Source organism: Streptomyces sp. Y1 (assembly GCF_041053115.1).
GTDB lineage: Bacteria > Actinomycetota > Actinomycetes > Streptomycetales > Streptomycetaceae > Kitasatospora > Kitasatospora rubellomurina.
This window is the reverse complement of record NZ_CP163445.1, coordinates 1521940-1548371: the sequence shown is the minus strand read 5'-3', so window position 1 is coordinate 1548371 and position 26432 is coordinate 1521940. Positions and strand designations below refer to the sequence as shown.

The following is a 26432-nucleotide window of genomic DNA, read 5'->3' as shown; positions in this document are numbered from 1 at the left end:
CCACCTGCCGGACCACGCGCCGGACCACGTCCCGGACCGTCCGGCGACCGCCACCGACGACGCCGCCCGCGCCCTGCGCCGGATGCAGTTCGGCTGGTACATCAACGACTGGGCCAACGCCGCCTTCTCGGCGACCGTCCTGACGGTGTTCCTCGGGCCGTACCTCACCGAGATCGCCAAGAACGCCGCCGACGCGGCCGGCGACGTCCACCCGCTGGGCCTGTCCATCCGCGCAGGATCGTTCTTCCCGTACACGGTCTCCTTCTCCGTGCTGATATCGGTCGCGGCGATGCTGCTGACCGGCACCGTCGCGGACCGCACCGGGCGGCACAAGGAGCTGATGTGCGGCTTCGCGTACGTCGGCGCGCTCGCCACCATGGGGATGTTCTTCCTCGACGGCGACCGCTACCTGCTCGGCGGCGCGCTGCTGGTCGTCGCCAACATCTCGTACGCGGTGTCGGTGGCACTCTCCTACGCCTACCTCCCCGGCCTCGCCGCCCCCGACGAGCGCGACGCCGTCTCCTCCAAGGGCTGGGCCTACGGCTACGCGGGCGGCGGGCTGCTGCTGATCGCCAACCTGGCGCTGTTCCAGGGGCACGAGGCGCTCGGCCTGTCCTCCGGCACCGCCGTGCGGATCTGCCTCGCCTCGGCCGGCCTGTGGTGGGCGCTGTTCACCCTCGTCCCGCTGTTCCGGCTGCCGTCCAGAGCCGGCGCGGCGCCCGCCCGCACCGAGGCCGCCGCCGCGTCCGACCGGCCCGCCGCCGGCAGCAGCCTGCGCGAACTCGGCCGCACCCTGCGCAGCATGCGCGAGCACCCGCTCACCCTGCTCTACCTGGGTGCTTTCCTCCTCTACAACGACGGCATCCAGACCGTCGTCTCGCAGGCCTCGCTCTACGGCAGCGAGGAGCTCGGCATGGACCAGACCTCCCTGGTCACCGCCGTCCTCCTGGTCCAGATCGTGGCGATCGGCGGCGCGCTGCTGCTCGGCCGGATCGCCCGGCGCCACGGCGCCAAGCGCACCATCCTCGGCTCGCTGGTCGGCTGGGTGATCACCCTCGCCCTCGGCTACTTCATGCCCGCCCACCAGCCCGCCTGGTTCTACGCCCTCGCCTGCATGATCGGCCTGGTGCTCGGCGGCAGCCAGGCGCTCTCCCGCTCGCTGTTCTCCCACCTCATCCCGGCCGGCCGGGAGGCGGAGTACTTCAGCCTCTACAAGATCAGCGACCGCGGCACCAGCTGGATGGGCCCGCTGGTCTTCGGCATGGCGTACGAGATCACCGGTAGCTACCGCTCGGCGATCATCTCGCTGCTGGTGTTCTTCGTGATCGGGTTCGCCGCGCTGGCGAAGGTCCCGGTGCGCCGCGCCATCGAGGCGGTCGGCAACCCCGTCCCCGAGCGGCTGTAGCCCCGTCGCCCGATCATCCGGCCCGGCCGCGGCTCACCCCGCCTCGGCCGGGCCGGCGGCGTTCCGGCCGGGCACTCGGTCTCGGCCGATCGCCGGTCACTCCGTCTGGGCCGGTCACTCCGTCTGGGCCGGTCACTCCGTCTCGGCCGGGCCGGTGGCGTCCCGGACGCCGGCGCGCAGCAGCTGGTGGCCGAGGTCGACCAGGGCGCGGCCGACCGCGAAGTCGTCGCCGACCGCCGGGGCCGGGGCGTCGTGCGGATTGCGGCGGGCCAGGGTGTCGCTGTGCAGGACGTCGCCGTCCGCGTCGAGGACGGCGTGCACCCGGGTGGTGTCCTCGTCCTCGACCACGTGCAGGCTCAGCTGCCAGTCCTTCGTGCGGGCGACGGCCCCGGCCGTCGCGCGTTCGGCCGTTGCTCCTGCGGCCGCCGCTTCTGCGACCGTCGCGGCCCCGGGAGTCGCGGCCGCCGTGCCGTCCGCGCGGACGATCACCACCGGGCAGGCGCCGTGCACCGCGCAGCGGGTGCTGACCGAGCCCAGCAGCGTCCGGGCGAAGGTGCCGCGGCCCCGGCTGCCCAGCACCAGCAGGTCGGCGTCCTCGGCCGCCTCCAGCAGCACCTCGGCGGCGTGGCCGAGCACCAGGCTCTCCCGGACCTCCACCGGCCGGTCCGGGCCCACCACCTCGTCCACCTCGATGGTCAGCGTGCGCAGCGCGGTCCGCTCGAAGCCGTCGTCCACCATCGGCGCGAACCACCCGTACAGCGACGGGTACTCCCAGGCCGCCACCGCGTGCACCGTCGCGCCCGTCAGCACGGCCTGGCCGACCGCCCAGCGCAGCGCCGCCTTCGAGGGCGCCGAGCCGTCGATCCCGACCACGATCCGGCGGGCCCGGCCGGGGGCGGGTCGCTCGCTGTCCATCACGCACCACCTCCGGTGCCGCCGTGCCGCCGTGGCGTTGTGCCGTCGTGGCCGCCGTGGCGTTCCGCCGTCGTGCCGCTGCCGTGTTCCGCGCCCTCCTCCACGCTGCGCGCGCCCGGGCCCGTCGCGCCAGGGACGCGGTGGCCGGGTCGGGCGGGCGGACCGGGACGCGTTGGCCCGTTTCTGCATCCATTCGCGGCGATTTGCGTCCGATTGTGAACGGACTGTTGCTGAGGTGGACCGAATCGGTGCGGAAGCGGTGGCGTAGGCTGACCGTTCTTGTGCCGAACCCGGGGGGAACCAGTCATGCGCCGTGCCGCGGCCGCCGTCGCGCTGTTCGTCGGACTGAGCGCCGTCGCCGCCTGCGGGCCCGACGACCCGGCCCCGGCCAAGCCCGCCGCCCAGGGCGCGGCGCCCGGCACCGGGAGCCCGGCCGCCGCCGCACCCACCGGTCCGGATGCGGCGCCCGGCTCGGCCCAGACCCCGCTCCCCGCCAAGACCGGCCGCCCGCCCCGGCCGGACGGCACCATCACCGTCGCCTTCGCCGGCGACGTCCACTTCGAGGGCCGCACCGAGCCCCGGCTCGCCGTCAAGGCGCCCGAGCCGGCGCTCGGCCCGATCGCGAGCACCCTCGCCGGCGCCGACCTCTCCGTGCTCAACCTGGAGACCGCGATCACCGGGCGCGGCGCGCCGGAACCCAAGACGTACACCTTCCGCACCTCACCCAAGGCGCTGTCCGTCCTCAAGGACTCCGGCGTCGACATCGTCTCGATGGCCAACAACCACGCCGTCGACTTCGGTCCGGACGGCCTCGCCGACACCCTCGCCGCCAAGGACTCCTCGCCCATCCCTGTGATCGGCGTCGGCCACAACGCCAAGGAGGCCTACGCCCCGTACGTCACCACCGTGCGCGGCGTGAAGGTCGCGGTGGTCGCCGCCAGCCAGGTCGAGGACATCACCAACCAGAAGTGGCGGGCCGGCGCCGACAAGCCCGGCATCGCCTCCGCGCTCGACGTCCCCGCACTGGTCAAGGCCGTCGAGACGGCCAAGCAGCAGGCGCCCGTCGTGCTCGTCTACCTGCACTGGGGCGAGGAGGGCAAGGCCTGCCCCACCAGCGCGCAGACCGCCGTCGCCAAGAAGCTCGCCGGCGTCGGCGCCACCGCGGTCGTCGGCACCCACGCGCACACCATGGTCGGCTCCGGCATGCTCGGCAACACCTACATCGGGTACGGCTTCGGCAACTTCCTCTGGTACGGCACCTCCAACTACGCCAACTCCAACGAGACCGGCGTCACCACGCTCACCATCACCCCGGACGGCAAGGTGAAGGGCGAGGCCTTCGCCCCGGCGACGATCGACGACAAGGGCATACCCCAGCCGGTCACCGGCGCCACGGCGGCCGCCGCGCTCAAGCGCCGCGACGGACTGCGCGGCTGCGCCGGGCTCACCCCGCCGCCGGCCGCGGGCTGAGGTCTCGCCGGGGCGGGGTATCAGGGGTTCCAGGGCGGGTTCAGGGCGGGTTTCAGGGCGGGGCCGCGGCAGTGTCGCGGCCCCGCCCTTTCGCATGTCCGGGTGGAGGCGGCGGCCGGTTCGTGGGCTCGGTCGGGGAGGGGAGGCCGAGTTGACGCTCGCACAGACTCTCGGCGTAGGCGAACGAATGTGTTAGGTTAGGCTTGCCTAATCTTGCTGGTCGGAGGGGATGTCCTGTGCAGCGATCCGAATTCGACGGTGCCGTCGCGATGGTCACCGGAGCGGGCCAGGGCATCGGCGCGGCCGTCGCCCGGGCGCTGGCCGCCGAGGGCGCCGTCGTCGCCGTCGTCGACCGCAACCCCGGCCCGCTCGCCGCCCTCGCGGCGGACTCCCCGGCCGTGCGGCCGTACGCCCTGGACGTCACCGACTCCCAAGCCGTCGACGAGACAGTCGACTTGATTGAACGTCAACTCGGGCCGCTGGCTGTTCTGGTGAACGTCGCGGGAATCCTGCGCACCGCACCCGTCGTCGAACTCGCCGACGAGGACTGGGCGGAGACCTTCGCGGTCAACGCCACCGGCGTCTTCCACGCCAGCCGAGCGGTCGGCCGCCGGATGGCCGCCCGAGGCGCCGGCGCGATGGTGACCGTCGGGTCCAACGCCGCCGGCGTGCCGCGCGCCGGAATGGCCGCCTACGCGGCGTCCAAGGCGGCGGCCACCATGTTCACCCGCTGCCTCGGCCTCGAACTCGCCCGCTCCGGCGTGCGCTGCAACATCGTCTCGCCCGGCTCCACCGACACCGAGATGCAACGCGCCCTGTGGGGAGCGGACCCCGAAGCCGCCGAACGCCGGGTGATCGACGGCGACCCGGGAGCCTGGCGGGTCGGCATCCCGCTCGGGCGGATCGCCGCACCCGCCGACATTGCCGACGCGGTCGTCTTCCTCGCCTCCGACCGGGCGCGGCACATCACCATGCACGACCTGTACGTCGACGGCGGCGCCACCCTGCGCGCCTGACGCCGCCCCACCCCGGCGCCGTCCCCGGCCCCGGCCCCGGCCCCGGCATCACCCCCCCCGGCATCACCCCCCCGGCATCACCCCCGGCATCACCCCCCGACGCCGCCCCCAGATCCGTCCCAGACTGGAGAATCCACCGTGACCACGGTGCACCACGCCCCGGCGGGGACGCCCGCCGCCGCCCCGGCAGGCCCGCCCGCCCACGCCCCCGACCAGGCCGTCATCGGCGCCGCCAGTGGCCTGCTCGGCCAGTACCGGGCCGCCACCGACGAAGCCTTCTTCGCCTCCCCGACCCGCACCCTGCTCACCAGCGGCGCGCACGCCCGGGTGCCGCAGGACGCCCGCCCGCTCGCCCAGCGGGTCGCCCACACCCTGGCCGAAGCCGAGGCCAATGCCGAGGCTCGTGCCGACGCCAAGACCGAGGCCGGTACCCGCAGCGCCGACTCCCGGCGGCCGCTGGTCGTCGGTGCGGTCGCCTTCGACCACGACCGCCGCGCCGAACTCGTCGTCCCCGCCCTCGTCCGCACCGCCGGCGCCCTGCGCGACGACCCGCTGATCGCGCTCCCCGCGCCGCCCGCCGACCGGGTGGACTGGCAGCTGCGCCCCGTCCCCGCACCGGAGGCGTACGGCGCGGGCGTCGCCGCCGCCGTCGAACGGCTGCGCGGCGGCGAGTTGAGCAAGGTCGTGCTCGCCCGCACGCTGGAACTCACCGCCGACCGCCCGCTCGACCTGCCCGCCGTCCTCCAGCGGCTCGCCCGCCGCGACCCGGGCGGCTACACCTTCGCCGTCCCCGCCGGCCCCGGCCGTACCCTGATCGGCGCCAGCCCCGAACTGCTGCTCTCCCGCCGGGGAACAGCCGTCCTCGCCAACCCGCTGGCCGGCTCGGTGCCCCGCAGCGACGACCTCGGCGAAGACGTCCGCCGCGCCGCCGCCCTGCTGGAATCGCCCAAGGACCTGCACGAGCACGCCGTCGTCGTCGACGCCATCCGCACCGCGCTCGCGCCGCACTGCCGCACCCTGGACGTACCCGAACGGCCCACCCTGGTCCGCACCGCCGCCATGTGGCACCTGGCCACCACGATCAGCGGCGAACTCGCCGACCCGGCCGTCACCGCCCTCGATCTCGCCACCGCCCTGCACCCCACCCCGGCGGTCTGCGGCACCCCCACCGACCTCGCCCGCCGGGTGATCGGCGAGGTGGAGCCCTTCGACCGGGGCCTGTACACCGGCATGGTCGGCTGGCAGGACGCCGCCGGCGACGGCGAGTGGGTCGTCACCATCCGCTGCGCCGAGGCCGAACAGCGCACGCTGCGGGTGTACGCGGGCGCCGGCGTCGTCGACCGCTCCCGACCCGAGGCCGAACTGGCCGAGACCAGCGCCAAGTTCCGCACCTTCCTGGACGCGGCGGGGGTGCCGCGATGACGCAGCCGTACACGACCACGCCGGACACGGGCACGCCGGACACGAACACGCCGCACATGGGCACGCCGTACACGGGCGCGCCGGACACGCAGGACGGGAGCATGCAGGACCGGGCCGTGCCGGACGGATTCACCCCCTACCCCGCCGAGTTCGCCGAGCGCTACCGCGCCGCCGGGTACTGGCGCGGCGAGACCTTCGGGCGGATGCTGCGCGAACGCGCCGCCGCGCACGGCGAGCGGATCGCCGTCGTCGACCCCGGCGGCGCCTCCGGCCCGCCCGGCCGGGAACCGCGGGAACGGCGCTGGACGTACGCCGAACTCGACCGCCGCGCCGACCGGATGGCCGCCGGCCTGCTCGCCCGCGGCATCGGCCCCGGCGACCGCGTCGTCGTCCAACTGCCCAACACCGCCGAGTTCTTCGAGGTCGTCTTCGCCCTCTTCCGGATCGGCGCGCTCCCCGTCTTCGCCCTGCCCGCCCACCGCCACGCCGAGATCGGCCACTTCTGCGCCTTCACCGGCGCGGCCGGCTACATCGTCGCCGACCTCGCCGGCGGCTACGACTACCGCGAACTCGCCTCCCGCGTACGGGCCGAAAACCCGGCGCTGCGCCTGATCGCGGTCGCGGGAGACGACCCGGGGGAGCACGTCCGGCTCGCCGACATACCCTGCGACGGCCCGGGACCGGAGCGCGAACCCGAGCCCGGCGACGTCGCCTTCCTCCAACTCTCCGGCGGCAGCACCGGCGTGCCGAAGCTGATCCCGCGCACCCACGACGACTACATCTACTCGCTGCGCGGCTCGGTCGAGCTGTGCGCACTGGACCAGCACGCCGTCTACCTGTGCGTGCTGCCCGCCGCCCACAACTTCCCGCTCAGCTCCCCGGGTTCGCTCGGCACCCTGTACGCCGGCGGCCGCGTGGTGCTCTGCCCGCAGCCCGGGCCGGAGACGGCGTTCCCGCTGATCGGGCGCGAAGGCGTCACGGTCACCGGCCTCGTGCCGCCGCTCGCCCTGCTCTGGCTGGACGCCGCCGAACGCGGCCCGCACCGCCTCGACACCCTGCGCGTCCTGCTGGTCGGCGGCGCCAAGTTCAGCGCGGAAGCCGCCCGCAGGGTGCGCCCGGTGCTCGGCTGCACCCTGCAGCAGGTCTTCGGGATGGCTGAGGGCCTGGTCAACTACACCCGGCTGGACGACCCGGAGGAGCTGATCACCACCACCCAGGGCCGGCCGATCTCCCCCGACGACGAGGTCCGGGTCGTCGACGACCACGACCGGGACCTCCCGGACGGCACCACCGGGCACCTGCTCACCCGCGGCCCGTACACCATCCGCGGCTACTGGAACGCCCCCGCCCACAACGCGAACTCCTTCACCGCGGATGGGTTCTACCGCACCGGCGACCTCGTCCGCCGCCTGCCGAGCGGCCACCTGGTCGTGGAGGGGCGGGCCAAGGACCAGATCAACCGCGGCGGCGAGAAGGTCGCCGCCGAGGAGATCGAGAACCACCTGCTCGCCCACCCCGCCGTGCACGACGCCGCCGTGGTGTCGATGCCCGACCCGTACCTCGGCGAGCGCACCTGCGCCTACGTCGTGCTGCGCGCCGAACACCGCGAACAGCCGCCCAAGACCGTTGAGTTGAAGCGCTTCGTGCGCGGGCGCGGACTGGCCGAGTACAAGGTGCCGGACCGGGTCGAGTTCGTCGAGGCTTTCCCCGCCACCGGCATCGGCAAGGTCAGCAAGAAGGACCTGCGCGCCGCCATCGCGGCCGCCCTGCCCGCCACCACCCACTGAAGCACCCCGAAACCGAAGGAATCACCACCGTGGGCCTGCCCCGCATCCCCTCCTATCCCATGCCCGCCGCCGACGAACTGCCCGCCAACCGGGTCCCCTGGACGGTCGACCCGGCGCGCGCCGTCCTGCTCGTGCACGACCTGCAGAACCACTTCCTGGACGCCTTCGCCGCCGAGGCCGCGCCCCTCACCGAACTCCTCGGCAACGTCGACCGGTTGGCGAAGGCCGCGCGCGCCGCCGGCATTCCGGTGGTGTACTCGGCGCAGCCCGGCGGGCAGAGTCCGGCCGAGCGCGGGCTCCAACAGGACTTCTGGGGGCCCGGCATCCCCGACGACCCGCGCGCCACCGCGATCGCGGACGCCGTCGCCCCCGAGGCCGGCGACACGCTGCTCACCAAGTGGAAGTACAGCGCCTTCGTGCGCACCGAGTTGGCGCGGCTGCTGGCCGAGCAGGGCCGGGACCAGCTGGTGATCACCGGCGTGTACGCGCACATCGGCGTCCAGGCCACCGCCTGCGACGCCTGGATGCGGGACGTCCCCGCCTTCGTGGTCGCCGACGCGGTCGCCGACTTCGGGCCGCAGGAGCACCGCGCCGCACTCGCCTGGGTGGCGGGCCGCTGCGGGGCCGTCGCCACGACGGCACAGGTGCTCGAAGCCCTCGGCGTGACGAACGCGGCTGCGGAGGTGGGGAAGTGACGGGCGCCGGCTTCACGGTGGAACGGATCCGGGCCGAGGTCGCCGACCTGCTCGGCGAGGACCCGGCGGACATCCCGGTGGACGAGAACCTGGCCGACTGGGGCCTGGACTCCATCAGGCTGATGACGCTCGCCGAGCGGTGGCGGGCGGAGGGCGCCGAGGTCGCGTTCGTCCAGCTCGCCGAACGCCCGGCGGTCGAGGCCTGGGCCGAGCTGCTGGGCGCGGCCTGATGGCCGCCGTCGTGCGGGAGGACGTCCGGTGGGAGGCCCCGCCGGACGTCGAGCGGGAGAGTCGGCGGGACGGTCGGTGGGACGTCCGGCGGGACGTCCTGCTGGCGGTGCGCACAGCGGCCGGCCGGGCGCACCGGCACCCGCCGACCACGGTGATCGGACCGATCGAGGCCCAGGCGGCCCGCACGCCCGGCGCGCCCGCGCTGCTGCTCGCGGACGGCGCCGTGGTCCGGTACCGGGAGCTGAACGCCTCGGCCAACCGGCTGGCGCGCGCCCTCACGGCGCGCGGGGCCCGGCCGGGCGCGGTGGTCGGCCTGGGCGAGCTGCGGCAGCCGGGATTGCTGCTGACAGCATTGCTAGCGGTCGTCAAGTCCGGCGCCGCGTACCTGCCGCTCGACCCGGCGGACGCGCCCGGACGCCGCGAGCGGCTGCTCGCGGAGAATGCGCCGGTGTGTGTGCTGGGGGAGGGCGCGCCCGGGGCGCTGGCCGACCTGGCGGCGGACGGCGAACTGGCCACCGACCCGCCCCGGGCGCTCACCCCGCAGCACCTGCTGTGCGTCGGGTACGGCCCCGGCGGACGCCCGGCGGCCGTGCGGCTCACCCACGGCGAGGCCGACCGCCGGGTGCGCGACCTACAGGCCGCGCACCCGCTCGGCCCGGGCGACCGGGTGCTGCAACTGGGGTTGCCGCTCTGGGAGTTCCTGTGGCCGCTGCGCACCGGCGCGGCCGTGGTGCTGGCCGCCCCGCAGCGGCCCGGCGATGTCGCCGGGCTGGTCCGGGAACGGGGCGTGACGGCGCTGCGGGTCGCACCGGGGGCGCTGCCCGGCGGGTGACGGACGCCCGTGGCGCCGCCCGGTGCCCGGCGCCCGGCGAACAACGTTCAGCGAACAACTTTCAACCGACAACTTTCAGCGAACAGATTTCAGCTGACAGATGATGAAAGTTGAAAGCTGTTCGCTGAAAGTTGTCAGCTGTCAGCCGTCGCCCCGTCCCCTTCCCGCCCCTTCCCGCCCGCCGCCAGGTCCACCGCCGTCCACGCCATCCCCACCGCGCCGTCCAGCAGCGCGCGTTCCGCCTCCGCCCCGATCGCCGCCTCGGCGAACGCCGCCTCGTGCGGCGCGCAGGCGCCTCCGCTGATGTCCAGCACCGGGTGGATGGCGGGCACCGCGTGCGAGACGTTCCCCATGTCCGTGCAGGCGAAGGGCGCCCGCTCGACCGGCTCCGGCCGTCCGAGCGCCGCCGCGTTGGCCCGCCACAGGGCCAGCAGGCCGGGGTCGGAGCGCATGTCGAGGTAGTCCGGTTCGGGCCGGTCGAGCGTCACCTCGCAGCCGGTGGCGAGCGCCCCGGCGCGGAAGCAGTCCTCGACTCGGGTCCGCAGCTCCGCCAGGTCCTCGGCGGCGCGGGCGCGGATCTCGTACTCGGCGCTCGCGCTGTCGGGGATCACGTTCGGCGCCGTCCCGGCGGCGGTGGTGATGCCGTGCACCCGCCAGTGCGGCGGGAGTTGCTGGCGCAGCAGCCCGAGCGCGACCTGGGCGACGGTGAGCGCGTCGGCCGCGTTGCGCCCTTCGTGCGGGTTGAGGCTGGGATGGGCCGCCCGCCCGGTGTACCGGACGGACAGGGTGCCGAGCGCGAAGGAGCGGAAGTCGGCGACCTCGACCGGGCAGGGGTGGACCATCATCGCCGCGTCCACCTCCGCGAACGCGCCCGCCTCCAGCAGCAGCGCCTTTCCGGCGCCGCGTTCCTCGGCGGGCGCGCCGATCACCCGGACGGTGAGCCCGAGCCGGTCCGCGTCCGGGGCGAGGCCGAGGGCGGCTCCGACGCCGGCGGCGGCGATCAGGTTGTGGCCGCAGGCGTGTCCGAGGCCGGGCAGCGCGTCGTACTCGCAGACCAGGGCGACGGTGCGCGGCCCGCTGCCGATCCGCGCGTCGAAGGCGGTGGCCAGGCCGTACGCGGGCGCGGTGACGGCGAAGCCGTGGGCGCGCAGGAGTTCGGCGCACCAGGCGGCCGCGCGGTGCTCCTCGAAGGCGGTCTCGGGGTGGGCGTGGATGCGGCGGCTGAGGGCGAGCAGGTCCTCGCGGTGCGCGTGGACGCGGGCGCGGACGGCCTGCTTGGCGGCCTGCTCGGATGCTGGCTCGGCGGTGTGGGGCTGCGGGGAGTCGGGCACGGGCGGGGTCCTCCCGGAGTGTCAGGGGCCTCTCGTCGAGGACCCGTTGACCGGATCATATGAAGTTAGATTAGGCTAACCTAAGTAAGACGTTCCGTTCACGGAGCGACCCTGCGGACCCCGCGTCGGACCCCCGAGGAGCACCCCGAACCATGCCCGCCGTCGACACCCAGGCCGCCGACGTCCCGCTGCTCTCCGCCCAGGCCGCCATCTGGTACGCCCAGGCGCTCGACCCCGCCAGCCCGGTCTACAACACCGGCGACGCCGTGGAGATCACCGGCCCGCTCGACGAGGAACTGTTCGAACAGGCCCTGCGGCAGGCCGTCGACGAGGCCGAGGCGCTGAACACCGTCGTCGTCACCGGCCCGGACGGCACCCCGCACCAGCGGCCCCGCCCCGCCGGGCACTGGCCGCTGCACCGCCTCGACCTGCGCACCGCCGCCGACCCGGACGCCGAGGCAGAGGCCTGGATGCGCGCCGACCTCGCCCGCCCGGCCGACCTCACCGCGGGCCCGCTGTTCACCCACGCGCTCGTCCGCCTCGCCGACGACCGCCGCCTCTGGTACCGCCGCATCCACCATCTCGCCGTCGACGCCTACGCGTTGACCCTCCTCGGCGAACGCGTCGCCGCCCTCTACACCGCCCACGCCACCGGCACCGAGCCCACCCCCCGACCCTTCGCCACCCTCGCCGAGGCCGCCGCCGAAGAGGCCGCCTACCGGGCCGGCGACGAGTACCGGGCCGACCGCGCCCACTGGTCCGCCCGCCTGGCCGGCGCCGACGCCCCCGCCCCCCTCCCCGGCACCCCCAGCACCGAAGCCGCCACCCCCGGCACCGGAGCCGGCACCGGAGCCGCCACCCCGGTCGCATCACCCCCCCTGCGCCTCACCGCCGACCTCCCCGCCGGCACCCGCGACCGCCTGGAACGCGCCGCCCACGCCGCCCGCGCCACCTGGGCCGAACTCCTCCTCGCCGCCACCGCCGGCTACCTGCACCGCCTCACCGGCACCGAGGACGTCCTGCTCGGCCTCCCGCTCGCCAACCGCCGCGGCCCCGCCGCCCTGCGCACCCCCGTCGCCACCGCCAACATCCTCCCGCTGCGCCTGGCCGTCCGCCCCGCCGACACCGCCGAGGCACTGCTGCGCCGGGTCGTCCGCGAACTGCGCGCCACCCGCCGCCACCAGCGCTACCCGCTGGAGGACCTGCGTCGCGACCTCGGCCTGACCGGCGAACGGCGCGCCCTGTACGGCCCGGTCGTCAACATCAAGGCCTTCGAGGGCGACCTCGACCTGGCCGGCCTGCCCGGCACCGTCCGCAACCTCGCCGCCGGCCCCGTCGACGACCTCGCCCTGAACGTCTCACCCGGCCCCGCAGGCGCCCTGCGCCTCACCCTCGACGCCGACCCGGCCCGCTACGACACCGCCTCGCTCGCCGCCCACCGCGACGGCCTGCTGCGCCACCTCGACGCCCTCGCCGACCTCCTGCTCACCGCCCCGGACACCCCGATCGCCCGGATCGACCTGCTCGACGCCGAGGGCATCCGGCGCGCCACCGAGGGCCGCGACGAACCGCCCGTCGACCGCACCCTGCCCGAACTCTTCGCCGCCCAGGCCGCCCGCACCCCGGACGCCGTCGCCGTCCGCAGCGGCGCCACCGCCCTCACCTTCGCCGAACTCGACGCCGCCGCCGACCGCCTCGCCCACCGCCTGGCCGCCCACGGCGTCCGGGCCGGCGCGCCCGTCGCCATCGCCCTGCCGCGCGGCACCGACACCCTCGTCGCCATGCTCGCCGTGCTCAAGGCCGGCGGCGCCTGCGTCAGCCTCGACCTCGCCCACCCCGCGCAGCGGCTCGCCGCCGTCCTCGACGACGCCCGCCCGGTCTGCGCGATCGGCGCCGCCGACGCCCTCGCCGGCCTCGGCCTGCCGCCGCACGTGCCCACCGTGCGGCCCCAGGACGCCCCGCACACCGAGGGCGCCGAGTACGACCCCGCCGCCCCCCTCCCCGCCCCCCGGCTCGCCGACCCCGCCTACATCCTGCACACCTCCGGCTCCACCGGCCGCCCCAAGGGCGTCGTCGTCACCCACGCCTCGCTCGCCAACCTGCACGCCGGCCACGGCGAGGACCACATCTCCCCCGCCGTCCGCCGCACCGGCCGCGAGCGCCTGCGCGTCGCCCACAGCGCCTCCTTCGCCTTCGACGCCTCCTGGGACCCGGTGCTGTGGATGGTCCACGGCCACGAACTCCACCTGCTCGACGACGCCGCCTACCGCGACCCCGCCGCCCTCACCGCCCACCTCGACCGCGAACGCGTCGACTACCTCGACGTCACCCCCTCCTACCTCGAAGTCCTCCTCGCCGAAGGCCTGTTGGACGAAGGCCGGCACCACCCCGCCGTCATCGCGGTCGGCGGCGAAGCCACCCCGCCCGCCCTCTGGCGGCGCCTCGCCGCCACCCCCGGCGTGCACCCCGTCGACCTGTACGGCCCCACCGAGACCACCGTCGACGCCTACGCCTGGACACCCGGCCCGGACGGCACCCCCACCGGCCGGGTGGTGCGCGGCTCCCGCGCCTACGTCCTCGACGGCGCGCTGCGCCCCGTCCCCGAGGGCGCGATCGGCGAACTCCACGTCGCCGGCGCCTGCCTGGCCCGCGGCTACCTCGGCCGCCCCGACCTCACCGCCGAACGCTTCACCGCCGACCCCTACGGCCCGCCCGGCAGCCGGATGTACCGCACCGGCGACCTCGCCCGCCGCCGTCCGGACGGCACCCTCGAATTCCTCGGCCGCGCCGACGACCAGGTCAAGATCCGCGGCTTCCGGGTCGAACCCGCCGAGGCCGCCGCGGCCCTCGCCCAACTCCCCGGCGTCGCCCAGGCCGTGGTGATCGCCCGCCCCGGCCCGCACGGCAAGCGGCTGCTCGGCTACGCCGTCCCCGCCCCCGGCGCCACCCCGCACCCGGACGCGCTGCGCGCCGCCCTCGCCGAACGGCTGCCCGCCCAACTCGTCCCCGCCGCCGTCCTGCTGCTCGACGAACTCCCGCGCACCGCCCACGACAAGCTCGACCACCGCGCCCTGCCCGAACCCGGCACCACCGCCACCGGCGAACCCGCCGCCACCCCGCGGGAGGAGCAGGTCTGCGCCCTGTTCGCCGAACTCCTCGCCCTGCCCGAACCGCCCGGCCGCGACACCTCCTTCTTCGACCTCGGCGGCCACTCCCTGCTCGCCGGCCGCCTCGCCGCCCGACTGCGCGACACCCTCGCCGTGCCCGTCGCCTTCGCCGACGTCTTCCGCCACCCCACCCCCGCCGCGCTCGCCGCGCTGCTCGACCGCGACGACACCACCCCTGCCGCCGAACCGCGCCCCGCCCTGGAGCCCGTGCCGCGCACCGAGCGGATGCCGCTCTCACCCGCCCAGCGCGGACTCTGGTTCCTGCACCGCCTCCAGGGCCCCAACCCCACCTACAACATCCCGCTCGCCCTCACCCTCACCGGCCCGCTCGACCGCACCGCCCTCACCCTCGCCCTCGGCGACCTCACCGCCCGGCACGAGATCCTGCGCACCGTCTACGGCGAGCAGCCGGACGGCACCCCGTACCAGCGGGTGCTGCCCGCCACGCCCGTCGAACTGCACCACGGCACCGGCGAGTTGGCCGAAGCCGTCCAGCACCCCTTCGACCTGGTGAGCGAACCGCCGCTGCGCGCCACCCTGTTCGAGGAGGGGCCCGCGCGGCACACCCTGCTCCTGCTGCTCCACCACATCGCGAGCGACGGCGCCTCCACCACCCCGCTCGTCCGCGACCTGGCCGCCGCCTACACCGCCCGGCACGCCCGCCGCGCCCCCGAACTCCCGCCGTCAGCCGTCCAGTTCCTCGACCACGCGGCCCGCCAGCGCGACCTGCTCGGCACGGCCGACAAGCCCGGGCCGCTCGCCGCCCGACAGTCCGCGTACTGGCGAGCCGCCCTCGCCGGGCTGCCCGACCAGCTGGAACTGCCCACCGACCGCCCCCGCCCCGCCGTCGCCGGACACCACGGCGCCACCGCGCCCTTCACCCTCGACCCGGCCACCCACGCCGCCCTCGCCGCCCTCGCCGGCGCCGCCGGCAGCACCGTCTTCATGGCCGTCCAGGCCGGACTCGCCGCCCTGCTCACCCGGCACGGCTGCGGCACCGACATCCCCGTGGGCACCCCCGTCGCCGGGCGCGACGACGAGCAGACCGCCGACCTCGTCGGCTACTTCGTCAACTCCGTCGTCCTGCGCACCGACACCTCCGGCGACCCGACCTACCGCGAGCTGCTCACCCGCGTCCGCGACACCGTCCTCGCCGCCCACGAACACGCCGACCTGCCCTTCGACCGCCTGGTCGAGGAGCTCAACCCGCCCCGCTCGCTCGCCCGGCACCCGCTGTTCCAGGTGATGCTCGCCTGGCAGAGCCGCGCCGACGAGCCGGTGGACCTCGGCGGCAGCCTCACCGCCGAGATCGCCGCGATCCCCAGCGGCACCGCCAAGTTCGACCTCACCCTCAACGCCGGCGAACGGCCCGGCGGCGGCATCGGCGGCTTCCTCGAGTACCGCACCGACCTCTTCGACGCCGCCACCGCCGAAGCCCTCTGCGACCGCCTCGCCCGGCTCCTCACCGCCGCCGCCACCGCGCCCGACACCCCGATCGGCCGGCTGCCGCTGATCAGCGACGAGGAACGGCACCGCGCCCTGGTCGAATGGAACGGCGAACCGGCGCCGTCCCCGCCGCACGCCACCCCGCCGGACGTCACCCTGCCGGACCTCTTCGACGCCGCGGCCGCCGCCAACCCGCACGCCGTAGCCGTCAGTTGCGACGGCGAGCAGCTCGACTACACCGAACTCTCCGACCGCGCCGACCGCCTGGCCCGGCGGCTCGCCGCCCGGGGCATCGGCCCCGGCACCATCGTCGCCCTCGCCCTGCCGCGCTCCGTCCGCCTCGTCGTCGCCCTCCTCGCCGTCGCCAAGTCCGGCGCCGCCTACCTGCCGCTGGACCCCGACTACCCGGCCGACCGCCTCGCCTACATGCTGGCCGACGCCCGCCCCGCCGCCCTGCTCACCGACCGCGCCACCGCACCCCGGCTGCCCGCGCACGACGTTCCGCAACTCCTGGTCGACGAACCGGAACCGGGCGAGCGGCCGGCCACCCCGCCGGGCCCGCTGGCCCAGCACGAACGCACCCGCCCGCTGCGCGCCGAGGACACCGCGTACGTCATCTACACCTCCGGCTCCACCGGCCGGCCCAAGGGCGTGCCCGTCACCCACCGCAACGTGGCCCGGCTGTTCACCGCCACCGACCACTGGTTCCACTTCGGCGCCGACGACGTCTGGACGCTCTTCCACTCCTACGCCTTCGACTTCTCCGTGTGGGAGCTGTGGGGCGCCCTGCTGCACGGCGGCCGCCTGGTCGTCGTCCCGCACCTGGTCAGCCGCGACCCGGCCGCCTTCCTCGACCTGCTCGCCCGCGAACGCGTCACCGTCCTCAACCAGACCCCGTCCGCGTTCCACCAGCTCGCCGCCGCCGACCGGGACCGCCCCGGCAGCGAACTCGCCCTGCGCTACGTCGTGTTCGGCGGCGAGGCACTCGAACTCGGCCGGCTCGACGACTGGTACGCGCGCCACCCCGAGAACGCGCCGACCCTGGTCAACATGTACGGCATCACCGAGACCACCGTGCACGTCTCCCACATCGCCCTCGACCGGGCGAGCGCCGCCGCCACCAGCAGCACCATCGGCGTCAACATCCCCGACCTGCGCGTCTACGTCCTCGACCAGCACCTGCAGCCCGTCCCGCCCGGCGTCACCGGCGAGATGTACGTCGCCGGCGCGGGCCTCGCCCGCGGCTACCTCGGCCGCCCCGACCTCACCGCCACCCGCTTCGTCGCCGACCCGTACGCCGCGCTCTTCGGCGAGCACGGCACCCGGATGTACCGTTCCGGCGACCTCGCCCGGCGCCGCCCGGACGGCGTCCTGGAGTACTTCGGGCGCGCCGACCAGCAGGTCAAGCTGCGCGGCTTCCGGATCGAACTCGGCGAGATCGAAGCCGTGTTGGCCGCCCACCCGGCCGTCGCCGACGCCGCCGTGGTGGTCCGCGAGGACGCGCCGGGGGACCAGCGGCTGGTCGCCTACGTGGTCGGATCCGACTCGGGCCCCGGCACCAGCCCCGGTCCGTCGCCGGACGAACTGCGCGCCCACGCCGCCGCCGAACTGCCCGCCCACATGGTGCCCTCCGCCGTCGTCCCGCTGGAGCGCCTGCCGCTCACCGCCAACGGCAAGCTCGACCGCCGCGCCCTGCCCGCCCCCTCCGCGCCCGCCGGCGCAGTCGGCACCGGCCGCCCCCCGCGCAGCCCGCGCGAACAGCAGCTCTGCGAACTCTTCGCCGAGGCCCTCGGGTTGGCAGCGGTCGGCGTCGACGACGACTTCTTCGCCCTCGGCGGCCACTCCCTGCTCGCCGTCCGCCTCGCCGGGCGCATCCGCGACGTGCTCGGGATCGACCTCGGCATCGGCACCCTGTTCCAGGCCCCCACCCCGGCCGGCCTCGAAACGGCGCTCTCCGCCGGCGCGACCGCCGTCGACGCCCTCGACGTCCTCCTCCCGCTGCGGCCCGCCGCCCCCGGCCGTCCGGCGCCGCTGTTCGCCGTCCACCCCGCCGGCGGCCTCAGCTGGTGCTACACCGGACTGATCCGCCACCTGCCCGCCGACGTGCCGATCTACGGCCTCCAGGCCCAGGGCGTCGGCGCCGCCACCGCCGAACTCCCGCTGCCGCGCACGCTGGAGGAGCTGGCCGCGCACTACGCCGACCGGCTGCGCGAGGTCCAGCCCGAAGGCCCCTACCGGCTGCTCGGCTGGTCCACCGGCGGCATCATCGCCCACGCGCTCGCCGTCCGCCTCCAACAGCTCGGCCAGCACGTCGAGTTGCTCGCGATCCTGGACGCCTACCCGGCCGAGGGCTTCCGCGAGCTCCCCGTCCCCGACCAGGCCGAAGCCCTGGAGGCGCTGCTCACCATGGGCGGCTTCGGGCCGGACGACCTCGCCGGTCAGCCGCTCGAACTCGACACCGTCAGCGCCCTGTTGCGCGGCGCCGGCAGCCCGCTCGCCGGCCTCGACGAGACCACCGTCGCCGCGCTCAACCGGATCTACCTGCACACCAACCACCTGGTGCGTGGCCACGACCACCGCCCCTTCGACGGCGACGTGCTGTTCTTCCGCGCCACCGTCGACACCATCGACGACACCCTGATGCCCGAACTGTGGGCCCCGTACGTGACCGGGCGGATCGACAACACCGACGTCGCCTGCTCCCACAAGGACATGACCCTGCCCGACCCGATCGCGCACATCGCCCGCGTGATCGCCGACCGACTGGACGGAACCTCCGATGAGTGACGCGCCCGCCAACCCCTTCGACGCCGACGGCGACTTCCTCGCCCTCGTCAACGACCAGGGCCAGCACTCCCTCTGGCCCGCCTTCGCCGCCGTCCCCGCCGGCTGGGGCGTCGCCCACGGCCCGAGCGACCGCGCCACCGCCCTCGCCTGGATCACCGCCCACTGGACCGACCTGTGACCCCACCCGCCGTCGCTGCTCGCCCCCCGCTGGCGGGGCGGGCGGCCGTGGTCGTCGTCTACACCGCCGCGATGTGCATGAACGGCCTCGACTCCACCATCGTCAACCCGGCCCTGTACAGCATCGCCGAGGACTTCGGCCGCCCGCTCTCCGCCGCCAACGCCGTCGAGACCGCCTTCCTGGTCGGCCTCGCCCTCGGCCTGCCCGTCGCCGGCTGGCTCGGCGACCGGTACGGCGTCAAACGCGTCTTCCTCGGCGCGCTCGCCGCCTTCACCGCGGTCAGCGCGCTGTGCGCGGCCGCCCCCGGCCTCGGCTGGCTCGCCGCCGCCCGCGCCGTCCAGGGCGTGGCCGGCGGCCTGCTCACCCCGGTCGGCACGACCCTGCTGTTCCGGGCCTTCGCCCCGCACGAACGGGCCGGCCTCGGCCGCATCCTGATCGTCCCCACCGCCCTGATGCCCGCCCTCGGGCCGCCGCTCGGCGGCTACCTCACCCAACACCTCTCCTGGCACTGGCTGTTCCTCGTCAACGTGCCGGTCGGCATCGCGGCGGTGGCCCTCGGCGCCGCCGCCCTGCGGACCGAGGACGAGCCGGCCGCCGGCCGCTTCGACACCACCGGCTTCCTGCTCGCCACCCCCGGCCTCGGCCTCCTCACCTACGCCCTCGGCTTCGGCCCCGCCCACGGCTGGACCTCCCCGGGCGTGGCCCTCTCCGGCCCGCTCGGCCTCGTCCTGCTGGCACTCGCCGTACGGCACCAACTGCGCGCCCCCGAACCGCTGGTGGACCTGCGCCTGCTCGCCGACCGCGGCTACGGCGCCGCCACCTGGCTCGCCCTGCTCACCTCCGCCGGCCTGATGGGCGCGCTCTTCGCCGTCCCCCTGCTCCACCAGGCCGCCCTCGGCGCCACCGCCCTCGACGCCGGGCTCAGCGTCTTCCCCGAGGCCATCGGCCTGATGGCCGCCTCCCAGGCCGTCGACCGACTGCTGCCCCGGCTCGGTCCCCGCCGTCTCGCCCTGCCCGCCCTGCTGCTCGCCGCGGCGGTGCTCGCCGGCCTCGGCTTCGCCGAGAACCCGTGGGCCGTACGGGCGTTGATGCTCGGCGTCGGGCTGATCCTGGGCACCGCCGTGCTCACCCTCCAGATCGCCGGCTTCGCCGACGTCCCGCCGCCCGCCATGGGCCGGGCGATGGGCCTGTTCACCCTCGTCCGCACCCTCGGCGGAGCCCTCGGCATCGCCGCCGTCGCCGCCCTGATCGGCGCGACCGGCGAGGACGGCGGCGTCACCCCCTACCGGCTCGCCCTCGCCCTCACGGCCGCCCTCGTCGCCGCCGGCGCACCGCTCGCGGCCCGGCTGCCCCGGCAGTGACCCCGGGTGGTCGTCCGTCCGGTCGCCGGCCCCGCCCGGACGGACGACACTCCTTCCCGCCCATGCCACCGGTGCGCCGACCGGCGTTCGCGTACGCGGTACTGTGACAGGAGCAGCGGAGGAGACCCGATGAACCCTGAGCGCTATCGCCTTCTCGAGGAGGCCAGACGCAGCCTCCCGGAGGGCTACAAGGTCGAGTTGTCCGGCGACGTCATCGTGATGCAGGCATCGCCTTCCTCGATCCACCAGCTGAACCTCTCGATCGTGCAGCGCCAGTTCGAGCCGCACTGCCCCGCCGGCTACTTCCCGACCGGCAACAGCGACCTGGCCTCACCCGGGGTCGGCGCCGTCCGCAACCCGGACCTCACCTACCTGCCGGAAGACGTCATCGACCTGGAGGGGCACGACATCCCGGCCGAGCTCGCGCTGGTCGCGGTCGAGATCGTCTCCCCGTCCAACCCCGACAACGACTGGACGGGCAAGGTCCGCGACTACCCCCGCATGGGCTTCCCGCTCTACCTGATCGTCGACCCGCGACAGAAGACCGTCACGCTGTTCTCCGAGCCCAACCGCGACCGGTACCACACCCGCACCGAGCGGGAGTTCGGCGAGCAGATCCGCATCCCCGAGCCGTTCGGCTTCGAGCTGGACCTGTCCCGGCTGGTCCCCTACCGGGACTGACCCCGCCCGGGCGCGCCGCCCGGGTCAGCGCGCTCCGAGCAGGTGGGCGAGGCCGTCCGCCAGGCCGCCGCGCCAGCAGGCGTAGTCGTGGCCGCCGTTGAACTCGCGGTACTCGACGTCGTATCCGCGCGCCACGAGCACGTCCCGCAGGTGGCGGTTCTGGGCGAGCAGCATCCACTCCTGCAGCCCGACCTCCAGGTAGAACCGGGCCTCGCGCCGGGCGGCGACGGCGAACTGCCGGGTGAGCCACTCGCTGCCCTCGTCGAACTCCGTCTCGTCCGGCCACCAGAAGGAGCCGGACTGGGAGAGCGCGTTGCCGAACCGGTCCGGGCGGCGGAACGCGGCGAAGGCGGCGGTGAGGCCGCCCGCGCTCTGGCCGGCGACCACGGTGCGGGCGGGATCGAGGGGCGTGCCGAACTCGCACTGTGCCCAGGGGAGTAGCCGGTCGGCGAGCAGGTCGACGAAGTCCGGGTTGCAGCTCAGGTCGTCCGGGCGCCGCGGGCCCATGGTGTGGACGAGCAGGGCGGCGGCCCGGGGGATCGCCCCGTCCGCCGTCAGGTTGTCGAAGGTGTCGCCGACCGACAGCACCCCGCCCCACATCTCCCCGTCCAGCAGCACCGCCACCGCCTCCAACGGGCCTTCCCCGGGCGGGAGGTGGACGTCGACGCGACGACCGTCGACCTCATGGGCCGTGGTCCGTCCGCGCGCCACGTCCTCGCGCCGCCGCACGTACGGCTGGGCGGGCGCGTCGGGCAGGCTGAGCACCGACGAGGGGTGGCGGCCGTCGCGCGCGGGGAGCAGGAGTCCGTCCGCGCCGTGCGGGTCGGGCACGGCCCCGTCGAGGACGCGCAGCCAGTCGGCCCGGCTCGTGCCCGGGGCCGCGCCCCGGAAGGGGTACAGCTGGTAGGACGCCCGGTGGTCGGCGCGCAGCCGGTAGGTGATCGACCACGAGCCGTCGATCCGACGGTGCATCAGATGCGGTGTCAGGTCGCCGGAGTGCCGGTCCTTGTCGGTGACGGTGTGCAGCAGCGCCAGCACCCCGTCGTACTCCTGCTCGCCGGCGTACCGGAAGGTGACCAGCCGGTACGCCGGGTCGTCCGGATCGGGGGCGACGGTCGGGGACGAAGTCTTCAAGTCCACTACTCCTCAAGTCGACTCATGTCGGTTCATGTCGATTCATGTCGATGCGCGCCGATTCACGCGACGCTGTCGCGTCCGCGCCGCCCGAGCAGCACCCACAGCAGGAAGGGGCCGCCGAGCACGGTGGTGACGATGCCGACCGGGATCTCGACGCCGCCGATCAGGACCCGCCCGACGGTGTCCGCGACCACCACGAGCAGGGCTCCGGTGAGCGCCGAGCCGACGACGGGCACGCGGGCCGGTCCGGCCAGCCGTCCGGCGATGACGGGCGCGGCGAGCGCCACGAACCCGACCGGCCCGCACACGCCGACCGCCAGTCCGGCGAGCGCCACGGACAGCAGCAGGCAGGCGAGGCGCACCCGCCCGGGGTCGACGCCGAGCGAGGCGGCGACGCTGTCGTCGAAGCGCAGGACGGCCAGTCGCCGCGCGGCGACGAGCGCGAGCGGCACCAGCACCGCGAGCCCGACGAGGACGGGTGTGGCGATCTCGTAGTCCCGCCCGTTGAGGCTGCCGGAGGTCCACACGTACAGCGAGCCGGCCGAGTTGAGTGAGCGGCGGGCCATCGCGACCTGGATGACGGAGGAGGCGAGCGCGGACATGGCCAGCCCGACCACCAGCACCCGGAGGCCGCGGGCGCCGAGGCCGCCGGAGGCGAGGGTGACGACGAGGACGGCGACGAGCGCGCCGAGCGGCCCGGCCCACCAGGCGCCGAAGGTGCCGGCGGTGCCGGCGGAGATGAGGACGGCGGCGGTGGCGCCGTCGTTGACGCCGAGGAGTTCGGGGGTGGCGAGGCGGTTGCGGGCGAGGGTCTGGGTGAGGCAGCCGGCGAGGCCGAGGGCGGCTCCGGCGGCGAGTCCGGCGACGATCCGGCCGAGGCGGAACTTCTGGACGAGCAGCACATCGAGCCGGTCGCCGTAGCCGAACACGGCCTGGAAGGTGCGGCCGAGGTCGAGTTCGCTCTGCCCGGCGTGCGCGGAGACCACGACGGCGGCGAGCAGCGCCGCGGCCAGGCCGAGCGAGGCGAGCAGTGCCCGGCGGGGGACGAGCAGCGACCACGCGCCGTACCGCAGGGCCGAGTCCGGCTTGGCGGCGGGTGGTTCGGGCCGCCGTGCCGGTGGCGGGGCGTCGGCGGCGGGGTCGGTGAGGGCGAGGGCGGCGGAGCGCCGGGAGCGGACGATGGCGATCAGCGCGGGGGCGCCGATCAGCGCGACGATCACGGACACCGGCGCCTCGAACGGCCGGGCCACCACGCGGGCGAGCACATCCGAGCCGGTGAGCGCGGCGGCGCCGAACAGTGCGGCGAGCAGGGTGAGTTGTCCGATCCGGGGGCCGGCGACGGTCCGGGCGAGGAACCCGGAGAGCAGTCCGAGGAAGGCGACCGGGCCGGCGAGGGCGACGGCGGAGGCGGTCAGCAGGGTGACGCCGAGGGCGACGGCGGCCCGGGTGGCGCCGGGCCGGTGGCCGAGGCCGCGGGCGAGGTCGTCGCCGAGGGCGAGCGCGGTGAGCGGCCGGGTGGTGAGCAGGGCGCACAGGAACCCGAGGGCCAGCACGGGCGCGAGCTGGCGCAGCGTCGTCCAGCCCTCGACCCCGGCGAGCGAGCCGAGCACCCAGACGCGGTACCGCTCGTACGCCTCGGGGGAGTTGACGACCAGGACGTCGGTGAGGCCGCGGAAGACGGCGGCGACGGCGGAGCCGCCGAGCACGAGTCGGATCGGCGAGCCGCCGCCCCGGCTGCCCGCGACCAGCAGCACCAGGACGCTGGCGAGCACGGCGCCGCCGAAGGCGAACGCGAGGTAGCCGTACGAGGTCTGGACGCCGAGGACGGCGACGGCGAGGACGACGCCGAGCGAGGCGCCGGCGTTGACGCCGAGCAGGCCGGTCTCGGCGAGCGGGTTGCGGGTGACGGACTGCAGTTGGGCGCCGGCGACGCCGAGCGCGGCGCCGACGAGCAGCGCGGTGACGGTGCGCGGCAGTCGCAAGTCGCCGACGACGAGGGCGAGTCGGCTGTCGGCGCGGGCGCCGTCGCGGTTGAGCAGGTAGTCCAGGACCCGGCCGGGGCCGACCTCGCCGGCGCCGATGGACAGCGAGAGCGCGGCGAGCACGAGCAGGAGCGCGAGCGCCCCGGCGGCGACCGCCCAACCGGTGCGGCGGCGGTCGGGCGGCGGGGGTGGCGGGGCGCCCGGAACGGCTCCCGGGGCCGCGTCCGGCGGGGTGGCGGCGGACGCTTCGTGGACGCCCACTTGCGACGGTGTCATAAGGTAAGGCTAACCTAATGGTCGAGCCGCCCCGGTTGCTCCCCGCCGCCGCCCGCGGCGCCGGGCCGGCCCGTCCGCGTGCGGGCCGCGCACCAGCTCCCGCGCCGGTTCTCTGATCAATTCCCTTACCACCGTTGCCCGGAGGCACCCATGCCGTTCGCCCGTCGCCCGCTCAGCCCCGTCCGTCGCCGCCGCGCGGCCCGGGCGTTGGCCGTCACCGGGGCGGCCGCCCTGCTGCTCGCGGGCTGCGGATCCTCCGGCTCGTCCTCCTCCTCCGCCTCCTCCTCGGCCGGCGGCTCCCCGGCGGCCGCCGGCGGCAAGCGCACCGTCAAGGACGCCACCGGCAAGGCCGTCGAGATCCCCGCCGAGCCCCAGCGGATCGTCACCCTCACCCAGGAGGACCTGGACGCGGTGCTCGCCCTCGGCGTCAAGCCGGTCGGCATCACCAACGGCCAGGGGCTGGCCGAGCCGCCCGCCTACCTGAAGGACCGGGTGCAGGGCGTCCCCGTCGTCGGCAACCTGCTGCAGCCCGTACTGGACAAGGTGGTTGCCGCCAAGCCCGACCTGATCCTGGCCGGCGACATGCAGGACGAGCAGATGCTCAAGCAGCTGCGCGAGATCACCCCCGCCACCCTCGTCACCATGGCGCCCACCGACGACTGGAAGCTCGCCTTCCGCGGCATCGGCAACGCCGTCAACAAGCTCGACCAGGCCAACAAGGTCATCACCGAGTACGAGGCCAAGGCCGCGAAGGCCGGCGGCGACCTCGGCAAGAACAAGGGCGCCGCCGTCTCCATCGTCCGCTGGAACCCCACCGGCCCCAGCTGGATGGAGAAGAAGCAGTTCGCCAGCGGCGTCGCCCTCGACATGGGCCTCACCCGCCCGGCCGCCCAGGACAAGGACGGCAACGCGCACAGCCCCGCGCTCAGCCTGGAGAAGCTCAACGAGATCGACGGCGACTGGCTGTTCCTGTCCACCCTCACCGACGACGGCAAGGCCGCGCTCAAGGACGTCCAGTCCAAGCCCGCCTACCGGGAGTTGAACGCCGTGAAGAACAACCGCGCCGTCACCGTGGACGGTTCGGTCTGGTCTACCCGGGGCGGCCCGCTCGCCGCCGACGCCGTGATCGGCGACTTCACCAAGGCGCTCGGCGCTTCGGCCTCCTGACCGCCCCGCCTACTACTAGAGGCACTCCATGGAGTTGACGATCCAGGGGCTCGGCGCCGGCTACGGCCCCGGCCGCCCCGTACTCGGCGGCGTGGACCTCACCGTCCCCGCCGGGCAGGTGGTGGCGGTGGTCGGCCCGAACGGCTGCGGCAAGTCCACCCTCCTGCGGGCCGCGGCCCGGCTGCACCGGCCGGACGCCGGGCGGGTGCTGGTCGGCGGCGAGGACCTCTGGCGGCTGCGCCCGCGCCAGGCCGCCCACCGGGTCGCGCTGCTGCCGCAGAGCCCGCAGGCACCCGAGGCGGTCACCGTCGAAGGGCTGGTGCGCTACGGCCGGCACCCGCACCAGGGCCTGTTCCGGCAGTGGTCGCCCGACGACGAACGGCTGACCGCCGAGGCCCTGCGCGCCACCGGCGTCCAGGAGTTGGCCGGCCGGCGGCTCGACCGGCTCTCCGGCGGCCAGCGACAGCGCTGCTGGCTGGCCATGGTGCTCGCCCAGGACGCGCCCGTGGTGCTGCTCGACGAGCCGACCAGCGCGCTCGACCTCGGGCACGCCGTCGAGGTGCTGGAGCTGGTCCGGCAGGTCGCCGCGGGCGGGCGGACCGTCGTCATGGTGCTGCACGACCTCGCGGCGGCGGCCCGGTATGCGGACCTCGTGGTCGCGCTGCGCGACGGCGCGGTGGTCGCCTGCGGGCCGCCGCGCGAGGTGGTGGACGCGGCGCTGGTGCGGGCGCTGTACGACATCGACAGCCACGTGCTCGCCGCGCCGGGGGACGGGGCGCCGGTGATCGTGCCGCGGGCGCCTGCGGTCGTTCCGCTCGCGCCGGCGGTTCTTCCGCTCGCGCCGGCGGTCGTGCCGGGGGCACCGGCCGCCTCGGCCGGGGGCTGACGCCCGCCCACCTCCGTACGCCTTCCCGCCCGGCGGCCCGGTACGGCCCGTTCCGTTCCGGGGCGCCGGGCGGTCGCGCGTCCCGAACCGGGCCGCGCGGCCGATTCGTTCACCCGTGCGAGCGGTTTGAACTCCGCGGGCCCCGAAGAGCGCCATCCCGCCCCTCCTGCTGTCAGTGGGCGTCGCTACGTTCCTGGCATCGCTGATCAGCAGGCGATCAGGACGCGCAATTCCGGTGGGACCGGTGGGAGGAGAACGGC

18 protein-coding genes are annotated in these 26432 nt (G+C 75.4%); 14 read left to right on the top strand and 4 right to left on the bottom strand.

The genetic code is table 11. The annotated features are described in order from the left end of the window. The first annotated feature begins 82 nt into the window (after positions 1-82). On the top strand, positions 83-1405 hold the full coding sequence (locus AB2U05_RS06490; RefSeq protein WP_045699110.1) for an MFS transporter: 1323 nt from the start codon (positions 83-85) through the stop codon (positions 1403-1405). 132 nt (positions 1406-1537) lie between these two features. On the opposite strand, the gene AB2U05_RS06485 is transcribed toward AB2U05_RS06490, so the two are convergent. Beyond that, complete coding sequence (locus AB2U05_RS06485) at positions 1538-2320, bottom strand: universal stress protein (protein ID WP_369182683.1); 783 nt, start codon at positions 2318-2320, stop codon at positions 1538-1540. Between the two features lie 306 nt (positions 2321-2626). On the opposite strand from AB2U05_RS06485, the gene AB2U05_RS06480 reads away from it, so the two are divergent. The 7 genes from AB2U05_RS06480 (at position 2627) to AB2U05_RS06450 (ending at position 9773) form a co-directional block, all read left to right on the top strand. Then, positions 2627-3790: a CapA family protein gene (locus tag AB2U05_RS06480; protein WP_045699028.1), complete on the top strand. Its 1164-nt coding sequence runs from the start codon at positions 2627-2629 to the stop codon at positions 3788-3790. Positions 3791-4026: 236 nt separating this feature from the next. Further along, entirely contained in the window at positions 4027-4806 is a 780-nt protein-coding gene (locus AB2U05_RS06475) for a 2,3-dihydro-2,3-dihydroxybenzoate dehydrogenase (RefSeq protein WP_369182682.1), read from the top strand. Positions 4807-5028: 222 nt separating this feature from the next. Next, a complete protein-coding gene (locus AB2U05_RS06470) occupies positions 5029-6228 on the top strand; it encodes an isochorismate synthase (RefSeq protein ID WP_369185914.1) in 1200 nt (399 codons plus the stop codon). Positions 6229-6329: 101 nt separating this feature from the next. Next, positions 6330-8015: a (2,3-dihydroxybenzoyl)adenylate synthase gene (locus tag AB2U05_RS06465; protein ID WP_369185913.1), complete on the top strand. Its 1686-nt coding sequence runs from the start codon at positions 6330-6332 to the stop codon at positions 8013-8015. A 29-nt stretch (positions 8016-8044) separates the two neighbouring features. After that, positions 8045-8710: an isochorismatase family protein gene (locus AB2U05_RS06460; protein WP_045699022.1), complete on the top strand. Its 666-nt coding sequence runs from the start codon at positions 8045-8047 to the stop codon at positions 8708-8710. After that, the gene (locus AB2U05_RS06455; RefSeq protein ID WP_045710385.1) at positions 8707-8940 is read left to right on the top strand and encodes a phosphopantetheine-binding protein; all 234 of its coding nucleotides are present in this window, start codon (positions 8707-8709) and stop codon (positions 8938-8940) included. Before AB2U05_RS06460 ends, AB2U05_RS06455 begins: the two co-directional genes overlap by 4 nt. After that, on the top strand, positions 8940-9773 hold the full coding sequence (locus AB2U05_RS06450) for an AMP-binding protein (RefSeq protein ID WP_369182681.1): 834 nt from the start codon (positions 8940-8942) through the stop codon (positions 9771-9773). Before AB2U05_RS06455 ends, AB2U05_RS06450 begins: the two co-directional genes overlap by 1 nt. Positions 9774-9907: 134 nt before the next feature. Here the strand turns inward: AB2U05_RS06450 and AB2U05_RS06445 are convergent, their stop codons facing one another. Further along, positions 9908-11104, bottom strand: coding sequence for an amidohydrolase (locus AB2U05_RS06445; protein ID WP_369182680.1), 1197 nt, complete (start codon positions 11102-11104; stop codon positions 9908-9910). 152 nt (positions 11105-11256) lie between these two features. On the opposite strand from AB2U05_RS06445, the gene AB2U05_RS06440 reads away from it, so the two are divergent. The 4 genes from AB2U05_RS06440 to AB2U05_RS06425 all read left to right on the top strand — a co-directional run bounded on the left by AB2U05_RS06440 (position 11257) and on the right by AB2U05_RS06425 (position 20724). Continuing rightward, entirely contained in the window at positions 11257-18504 is a 7248-nt protein-coding gene (locus AB2U05_RS06440; RefSeq protein WP_369182679.1) for an amino acid adenylation domain-containing protein, read from the top strand. Next, positions 18497-18682 carry an MbtH family protein gene (locus tag AB2U05_RS06435; protein ID WP_045704387.1) on the top strand — a complete coding sequence of 62 codons (186 nt, stop codon included), beginning with the start codon at positions 18497-18499 and terminating at the stop codon, positions 18680-18682. The genes AB2U05_RS06440 and AB2U05_RS06435 overlap by 8 nt, the downstream gene beginning before the upstream one ends. Beyond that, on the top strand, positions 18679-20043 hold the full coding sequence (locus AB2U05_RS06430; RefSeq protein WP_369182678.1) for a DHA2 family efflux MFS transporter permease subunit: 1365 nt from the start codon (positions 18679-18681) through the stop codon (positions 20041-20043). Before AB2U05_RS06435 ends, AB2U05_RS06430 begins: the two co-directional genes overlap by 4 nt. A gap of 129 nt (positions 20044-20172) precedes the next feature. Continuing rightward, positions 20173-20724, top strand: a complete 552-nt coding sequence (locus tag AB2U05_RS06425; protein ID WP_369182677.1) for a Uma2 family endonuclease — start codon at positions 20173-20175, stop codon at positions 20722-20724. A gap of 24 nt (positions 20725-20748) precedes the next feature. Here AB2U05_RS06425 and AB2U05_RS06420 read toward each other — a convergent pair whose 3' ends face one another. Both AB2U05_RS06420 and fhuB read right to left on the bottom strand, forming a co-directional pair. After that, entirely contained in the window at positions 20749-21858 is a 1110-nt protein-coding gene (locus tag AB2U05_RS06420) for an alpha/beta hydrolase-fold protein (RefSeq protein ID WP_369182676.1), read from the bottom strand. Between the two features lie 62 nt (positions 21859-21920). Continuing rightward, the gene (gene fhuB / locus AB2U05_RS06415) at positions 21921-24119 is read right to left on the bottom strand and encodes a Fe(3+)-hydroxamate ABC transporter permease FhuB (RefSeq protein ID WP_369182675.1); all 2199 of its coding nucleotides are present in this window, start codon (positions 24117-24119) and stop codon (positions 21921-21923) included. Between the two features lie 150 nt (positions 24120-24269). Here fhuB and AB2U05_RS06410 point away from each other — a divergent pair, with 150 nt between their 5' ends. Further along, positions 24270-25286: an ABC transporter substrate-binding protein gene (locus tag AB2U05_RS06410; protein ID WP_369182674.1), complete on the top strand. Its 1017-nt coding sequence runs from the start codon at positions 24270-24272 to the stop codon at positions 25284-25286. Positions 25287-25314: 28 nt separating this feature from the next. After that, positions 25315-26172 carry an ABC transporter ATP-binding protein gene (locus AB2U05_RS06405; protein WP_045704379.1) on the top strand — a complete coding sequence of 286 codons (858 nt, stop codon included), beginning with the start codon at positions 25315-25317 and terminating at the stop codon, positions 26170-26172. The last annotated feature ends 260 nt before the right edge of the window (positions 26173-26432 follow it).

Coding starts and splice junctions, on each gene's coding strand:
- AB2U05_RS06450 (WP_369182681.1), top strand. CDS start 8,940: ATGGCCGCCGTCGTGCGGGAGGACGTCCGGTGGGAGGCCCCGCCGGAC.
- AB2U05_RS06465 (WP_369185913.1), top strand. CDS start 6,330: ATGCAGGACCGGGCCGTGCCGGACGGATTCACCCCCTACCCCGCCGAG.
- AB2U05_RS06405 (WP_045704379.1), top strand. CDS start 25,315: ATGGAGTTGACGATCCAGGGGCTCGGCGCCGGCTACGGCCCCGGCCGC.
- AB2U05_RS06485 (WP_369182683.1), bottom strand. CDS start 2,320: ATGGACAGCGAGCGACCCGCCCCCGGCCGGGCCCGCCGGATCGTGGTC.
- AB2U05_RS06490 (WP_045699110.1), top strand. CDS start 83: ATGCAGTTCGGCTGGTACATCAACGACTGGGCCAACGCCGCCTTCTCG.
- AB2U05_RS06440 (WP_369182679.1), top strand. CDS start 11,257: ATGCCCGCCGTCGACACCCAGGCCGCCGACGTCCCGCTGCTCTCCGCC.
- AB2U05_RS06435 (WP_045704387.1), top strand. CDS start 18,497: ATGAGTGACGCGCCCGCCAACCCCTTCGACGCCGACGGCGACTTCCTC.
- AB2U05_RS06410 (WP_369182674.1), top strand. CDS start 24,270: ATGCCGTTCGCCCGTCGCCCGCTCAGCCCCGTCCGTCGCCGCCGCGCG.
- fhuB (WP_369182675.1), bottom strand. CDS start 24,119: ATGACACCGTCGCAAGTGGGCGTCCACGAAGCGTCCGCCGCCACCCCG.
- AB2U05_RS06480 (WP_045699028.1), top strand. CDS start 2,627: ATGCGCCGTGCCGCGGCCGCCGTCGCGCTGTTCGTCGGACTGAGCGCC.
- AB2U05_RS06425 (WP_369182677.1), top strand. CDS start 20,173: ATGAACCCTGAGCGCTATCGCCTTCTCGAGGAGGCCAGACGCAGCCTC.